The 6,489-nt window shown below is 66.3% G+C and carries 7 protein-coding genes; 4 read left to right on the forward strand and 3 right to left on the reverse strand.

Annotation, left to right across the window (positions count from 1 at the left end; all coding sequences use genetic code 11):
• Nucleotide 1 precedes the first annotated feature (1 nt).
• Complete coding sequence (locus tag CXY91_RS05360) at nucleotides 2–1,741, reverse strand: alkaline phosphatase (protein WP_100959594.1); 1,740 nt, start codon at nucleotides 1,739–1,741, stop codon at nucleotides 2–4.
• Nucleotides 1,742–2,075: 334 nt separating this feature from the next.
• On the opposite strand from CXY91_RS05360, the gene CXY91_RS05365 reads away from it, so the two are divergent.
• Nucleotides 2,076–2,693 (forward strand): glutathione S-transferase family protein, encoded by a 618-nt coding sequence (locus CXY91_RS05365; RefSeq protein ID WP_100959595.1) that lies wholly within the window; start codon nucleotides 2,076–2,078, stop codon nucleotides 2,691–2,693.
• Between the two features lie 8 nt (nucleotides 2,694–2,701).
• Here the strand turns inward: CXY91_RS05365 and CXY91_RS05370 are convergent, their stop codons facing one another.
• Nucleotides 2,702–3,643 carry a pentapeptide repeat-containing protein gene (locus CXY91_RS05370; protein ID WP_100959596.1) on the reverse strand — a complete coding sequence of 314 codons (942 nt, stop codon included), beginning with the start codon at nucleotides 3,641–3,643 and terminating at the stop codon, nucleotides 2,702–2,704.
• Between the two features lie 242 nt (nucleotides 3,644–3,885).
• On the opposite strand from CXY91_RS05370, the gene CXY91_RS30030 reads away from it, so the two are divergent.
• Together CXY91_RS30030 and rnk are read left to right on the forward strand one after the other, a co-directional pair.
• Nucleotides 3,886–4,032 carry a hypothetical protein gene (locus CXY91_RS30030; protein WP_158673272.1) on the forward strand — a complete coding sequence of 49 codons (147 nt, stop codon included), beginning with the start codon at nucleotides 3,886–3,888 and terminating at the stop codon, nucleotides 4,030–4,032.
• Between the two features lie 491 nt (nucleotides 4,033–4,523).
• On the forward strand, nucleotides 4,524–4,943 hold the full coding sequence (gene rnk, locus CXY91_RS05375) for a nucleoside diphosphate kinase regulator (protein ID WP_100959597.1): 420 nt from the start codon (nucleotides 4,524–4,526) through the stop codon (nucleotides 4,941–4,943).
• A gap of 48 nt (nucleotides 4,944–4,991) precedes the next feature.
• On the opposite strand, the gene CXY91_RS05380 is transcribed toward rnk, so the two are convergent.
• A complete protein-coding gene (locus tag CXY91_RS05380; RefSeq protein ID WP_199777361.1) occupies nucleotides 4,992–6,038 on the reverse strand; it encodes an MBL fold metallo-hydrolase in 1,047 nt (348 codons plus the stop codon).
• A 93-nt stretch (nucleotides 6,039–6,131) separates the two neighbouring features.
• Between CXY91_RS05380 and CXY91_RS05385 the strand changes: the two genes are divergently transcribed.
• Nucleotides 6,132–6,489: site-specific integrase (locus CXY91_RS05385; protein WP_248307365.1), on the forward strand; the 358-nt coding region annotated here is incomplete at its 3' end.

The raw sequence follows: 6,489 nt of genomic DNA on the forward strand, positions 1-6,489 counted from the left end.
CTCACTTGCCGCCGAGAGCCAGCGCCTCCGCCATGACGCGGAAGACGAAGACGTTCGGCTTGTGGCCGCGGAAGCGCTCGGCGCCCGGGCCCATCGCGGTGAGCAGCACGTCGTCGCCGGAATGGACGCCGGAATTGGCGTCGAAGGGCAGATTGCCCTGCTTGCGGGTGGCGAGCGGCGAGGCGCAGTCCTTCTCGTTGGCGACATTGGTCTTGCCGTCCGGGCCCTTCACGGCCGGGACGCGCTCGCCATCGAGATAGGGCCGGCCGGTGTCGCACGTGTCCGGATAGCTGCCGAAGGCGACGGCGAGACGGCGCGAGGTATCGACCTTGGTCGGGTAGCCGTCGGCATCGCGCGGGCCGTAGTTCGGCGGCAGCGACTCGTTGTAGGTGCCGAGCTTGTCGCGCAGCAGCTGGCCCGGGCGATCGTCGTCATAGGTGCCGATGATCGAGATCGGATGGGCGTGGTCCGGCACGACGATGATCAGCGTGTCGTTGCGGTCGCCGGCGAACTCCTTGGCGACCTTGACGGCGTTGTCGAGCATGATCGTGTCGAAGACCGCGCGTTCCCAGTCGAGCGAGTGGCTGTACTTGTCGATGCGGGCCGATTCCACCATCAGGAAGAAGCCGTCCTCAGCGCCCTTCAGCATCTCGATCGCGGCCTTGGTCTGCTCGACCACGTCCGGCTGATCCGGGAACTTCGAGATCGAGCCCTTCTTGGCGAGGCGCAGGTCGAAGGCTCCGTCGATGTTCGAGGTGTTGTAGAGGCCGAGCAGCTTCCTGGCGCCGCCGGCGACCGCGGCGTTCATCTCGGTCTTGGTGGTAGCGAGGGCGTAGCCGGCATCCTTGAACTTGGCGATGAAGTCGAGATCGTCGGTGCGCTTGGTGCCCGGGGTCGACTTCGGCAGGAAGTTCGGCGAGCCGCCGCCCATGATCACGTCGGGCTGCACGTCGAAGAACATTTTGACGATGTCGTTGTAGTCCGAACGGCGGCGGGTATGGGCGACCATCGAGGCCGGGGTGGCATCCTCGATCTCGGAATTGGTGACGACGCCGATCGCCATGCCCGAGCGCCTGCGCTTGATTACCTCGGAAATGGTCTCGACCTTGGGATGGTCGAGCGTCAGCGCGTTTTTGGCGCAGTAGATGCCGAGCGCGTTGACGCAGGATTTGTGGCCGGTGGTGTAGGCGCTGGCGGAGTTGGCGCTGTCGGTGACGATCGAGTCGGTGCCCGAGGTCGAGATCAGGGCCATGTGCGGCATGTCGTCGATGGCGAGCTCGCCGCCATAGAGGCCCTGCTCCCAGCCCTTAGACAGGATACGGGCGGCGGTGCGATGCGCGACCGACATGCCGTCGCCGACGAAGAGGATGACGTTCTTGGCCTTGCGCTCGGGCGTCGCGTAGACGGTCCAGTTGACGGTCGCCCTCCCGCTGCCCTGCGTCGCCTCGATGACGTACTGGCCGGCCGGCAGCTGCGCGCCGCGCAGCCAGAGAGCCGAATGCTTCTGGCCTTCCTCGCTCTGGACGAACTGAGCCTCGCGGCCGAAGGCCTCGTTTACCGGCTTGCCGTTGATCGTGACCTTGACGTCGGCCGAGGCCGGTGCGCTCGGGAACTCGACCTTGAAGTCGAAGCGCGAGCCCTCGAGAATCTCGGCGCGGTTGAGCGGATAGATGGTCTGCGCCGTCACCGGCGCCACGCTGGCGAGCATCGCCGCCGCTATCAGCCAAGTTCGCTTCTGCATGATCTTCTCCGCCCCAATGCATCCGGTGGCCGGTCGGTTAGGCGCGCGAGATGACACTATGATTACTTTGCTCCAGCCAGATTGTTATACTATAACAACTTGCGATCATCGAGATCGGGGGCCGGAAGGCCTGCGCAAAGCGCCTAGGCACCCGCCCCTTCATCGTCGCGCGTGAGACATGGTCCGAAAAGCAAGAGCAGGCGGAGCCATTCGCACCCGCCCGCGTTTCGATCAGTGAGTATCGGGCACGTCAGGCTCATCCTGACAACTCCTGACACATTGCTTTCCTATCAGCCTCGTCGTCGCACGAGGAAACGCCGAAAGAGACATCGCGATGCTGACCTTCTATCACGCGCCGCAGTCGCGCTCCTTCTCGATCCTCTGGCTGCTTGAGGAGTTCGGCCAGCCCTATGAGACGGAGATCGTCGACATCCGTGCCGAAGGCGGCCCGCCGGAAAGCTATCGCACCATCCAGCCGCATAAGAAGGTACCGGCAATCGTCCATGACGGCACGACCGTCACCGAGCGCGCCGCGATCTGCCTCTATCTGACCGAGCAGTTTCCCGAAGCCGGGCTGGCTCCGGCGACCGGCGACAAGGACCGTCCGGCCTTCCTGACCTCGCTGGTCTATACCGACGCCGTGCTCGACCCGATCATCGCGACCTCAGTCCACAAGTTCAAATACGAGGCACGCGGCTTCTCCTTCGGCTCGCATGCCGACACCGTCGCCAATCTCGCAAAAAAGCTCGGCGAACATCCCTACGCCGCCGGCGAGCGCTTCACCGCCGCCGATACTCAGCTCGGCGCCGGCATCCATTTCGGCATGAACGTCGTCGGCGTGCTGCCGCGCCTGCCGGTCTTCGAGGCCTATATGGGCCGGATGATGGAGCGGCCGGGGCTGCAACGGACACTGCAGAAGGACGGCACGCCCGCCACCGCCCAGGCCGGCTGAACCAGTGCTCAGCGCCGGCCGAAGCGGAACTGCTCCAGCGCCGCAAGCTGCTGTGCGACGGGGGAAACATGGGTCGCCAGCGAAATCCCCTCGAAATGCCGGCGGCCGCGGAAGCGGGCCCGTTCGAAATTCGAGCGACCGTCGAAGGCGGCGTTGCTGAACCAGGCGCCTCTGTCGAAAAGAGCCGCGGCGAAATTCGCCATCTGCCCGAACCGCGCATCCTCGAAGCCGGCATTGCCGGCGAACTCGACCTCGCCAAAATCGGCCGCGCCCGCGAAGTGGCAATCGCCGAAGCCCGCCTCGCCGGCATGGCGCACGCCGCGGAACTGTGTCACGCCGTCGAAACGCGAGCCCCGGAACCAGGCATCGCCGACGAATTCTGCCTCGACGAAGCAGGCCGTGCCCTCGCAGCGCATGTCGCGGAACTCCGCCGTGCCGTGCAGGGTCGCCGCGCCAAAATCGGCATCGCCGGCGAAATGTGCCCGGTCGAAGAAGGCGTCGGCACGGAAGCTGGCATCGCGGAAGCTGGCCGGCCCATGAAAATGCGCCTCCGAGAACCAGGCATCGCCGCAGAAGGCGCTGCCGGAAAAGCGGGCCGCCGCCGGAAAGATGATGCCGGCGACATTGAAATCGCCCTCGAAAATCTCGTCGACCAGCTCGACATCGGCAAAGAGGCGCCAGAGCGCCAGCAATGCGCCGTCGGTACCGATTCGGCTGCGCAGGCGGGTCATCTCACCGGCCCAGCCATTCCAGGCCGCTGCGCCCTCTCCAAGCCGCGCCAGAATCGCCTCGCGCCGGGCAGCCATGAAGGCAGACGCCTCCGGCCCGGCCGCGCCGAAGCGCGCCGCGCGCTGCGCAGCGGCAAAGCCGGCCTGATGCGGCCGCGCCCAGGAATTCAGCTGCAGGAGTTCGGCGCGTGCATCGGGCACGAGCCGGAACAGGCTGGCCATAATTGGATGACGCCCCGGTTAACGATTCATTAGCCATAGGCGAGCCGCCGATTGGGTTCAATCGCTGCTTTACGCGCAGCAGGCTCCGACGCCTCTCATCAATGGACCGTCCGCCCGCGGATTTCTCCGCCAAGGGCAGTACATCGTTAAGGCTACGGGTCGATAAGCCGCTGTAGCGTAAGGCATTCGAAGTATTTTCAGCGTCATCCTGAGCCGTATCTCCACGCGGACTGCCAGCGCCGATGAATGCCATCCTGCCGACGATCCTGTTCACGGCTGCGGCCGACGCAGTGGCGCCGTCGACATCGAAGCACCATATTGCTGGAAACGATGCAGTGAAGATCGATGGTGGCGAGCTGATTCTCACCATCTTCATCGCCCAGAACTGAGGGACGCCATGAACCTGCTGGTCCGCTTCATCCTCCGCCTCGGCGCCGTGCTCGCCCCGGCCCAGCCGCAGCTGAAGCCGATCCCGGTCCCGGTGCGCCGCCCTCAAACGCGGCGCTGAGCCGCCCCGCAAGCTTCTCCCCAGAAACCATCAGGCCAGGCCATCGCTCTCGCGATGGGCTTGCTCGCATCCGAACTTGCCGCGACATCGTCTTGGGCCGGTGGCGGCCCCCCGGCCTTGACAGCAGGCCGCCTGCCCCCAACTCTATGGATATGACGACGAAGTATCGCCTCGTATTCCGGGTCGCCCCGATCGCGGAATCTTAGCCCCGGACTCGGCCCGAGCGCGCCCCGAGTCCAGGGGTGTCGTCGATGCTGTCCGCCGCCATGGCAGCACGATTGTCCAAGGCGTCTCCCCCAATACATAACCTCAGACCTTGCCGGTCGCGCCCTGGCGCCGCCGTCGCGCGCGTCATCGCAGGACACCAGCCCCATGACCCAGCCGAGCCAGAAGACCCATCGCAAGCCGAAGATCATCGTCGGCGAGATCGACCATGAGCGCCTGACCGGCCTTGCGACCACCGCACTCGATCGCATCCCGGAGGTCGCCGAGGAACTGCTCGCCGAGATGGACCGCGCCAAGGTCGTCGCGCCGGCCAAGCTGCCGGCCGACGTCGTACGCATGGGCTCCTTTGTCACCTTCGATTCGGACAGCGCCCAGCATCGCCGCGTCCAGCTCGTCTATCCCGGCGAGGCCGATATCGAGCAGGGCCGCATCTCGGTTCTCACGCCGATCGGCGCCGCGCTGATCGGCCTTGCCGCCGACCAGTCGATCGCCTGGACCGCTCGCGACGGCAAGAAGCATGTGCTGACGGTGACCGCAGTCGAGCAGCCCGCCATGGCGGCGACCTGAGCAGATGACGGCCGCCCCCGCTCGCTTGCGACGGGGAGGAAGCTGCCCTCAGCCGGCCGCCATCACCTTCATGGTCCCGCCCTGCGGCTCGGCCCAGCGCAGTTCGCCGAGCCGCAGCATCGCGTTCACATGCGCGAAGACCTCGCTGAAGGCGAAGGAGAGCTGGTGCGGGTCGAGCGCCCGCGTGAACATCACCGGCACCAGCTCTGCGACCGAATGCGGCCCCTTGGCGACTGCGCCCGCGATCAGCCGGCAGCGCTCGGCGTGATGGGCGCTGAGCGCGGCGCAGCGCTCCTGCAATCCATAGAACGGCAGCTGGTGCCCCGGCAGGACCAGCGTCCCGGGCGGGATCGCCTGCGGCAGCGCCCGTAGCGAACGCAGATAGAGGCCGAGCGGATCACCCTCCGCATCCACCGCCCAGACGCTGATGTTGGGCGTGATCTTGGCGAGCACCTGGTCGGCCGCCAGGAAGACGTTCGCCTCCGGGCAATGGAACATCAATTGCTCCGGCGCATGGCCATCGCCTGCGAGCACGAAGAAGTCACGTCCGCCGATACGCAAGACGTCGCCGGCGACGACCCGGGTGAAGGTCGGCGGTAGCGGCGTCACCTGCCGGAGATAGCCATGGCCCAAAGTCGAGACGACCTGCGTCACCTCGGCCGAGAGGCCGTGACGCTGATAGAACTGCTTATAGACCGGCGCCTCGGACGCACCCGGGCTGAGCGAGATGTTGAGGCAGCCGAGATAGCCGGTCTGGCTGGTCAGGAGCGGCGTGCCGAAACGCTCGCAGAGCCAGCCGGCGAGGCCGATATGGTCTGGATGGAAATGCGTGACGAAAAGCCGGGTCAGCCGCTTGCCGGCGAGCGCCCCGGCCATCAGCGCGAGCCAGGCCTGCTTGGTCGCCTCGTCGCCGATGCCGGTGTCGATCACGGCGAAGCCGTCGCCATCCTCGATCAGGTATATGTTGACGTGGTCCAGCCGGAACGGCAGCGCGATCCTGGCCCAGAAGATGCCGGGCGCAACCTCGATCAGCTGACCGGGCGCCGGCGGCTCGGGAAAGGGGAAGGTCAGGCCGTGCGGATCGGGAGCGTGCAATTTGGTCAGCCCTGAACAATGTCTGCAGGGTTCATAGCAGGCGATGATCGCGCCGGACAACGGTTGTTAAGCCTCGCGCGGCAAGATCGCATGATGAGCGATTTCGACATCCTCCGACGCGACTGGCTCGCCCATCTCGGCCATGAGCGCCGGCTCTCGCCGAAGACGCTCGAGGCCTATGGTCGCGACATCGAGCAATTCGCCACTTTCCTCACGCATCATCTCGATGCGCCCCCTTCGCTGAAGGCGGTCGCCGCCCTGAAGCCGGCCGATCTGCGCGCCTTCCTCGGCTATCGCCGCCGCGACGGCGTCGGCAACCGCACGCTGATGCGCCAGCTCGCAGCGCTGCGCTCGCTCGCCCGCTTCGGCGAGCGCAGCGGCCGGTTGACCGCTGCCGCCTTCGCCGCGACCCGCGGACCGCGGCTCGGCAAGGGCCTGCCGCGCCCGCTCG

It is taken from the genome of Allobosea sp. FBZP-16, assembly GCF_002831785.1.
Lineage (GTDB): Bacteria > Pseudomonadota > Alphaproteobacteria > Rhizobiales > Beijerinckiaceae > Allobosea > Allobosea lupini.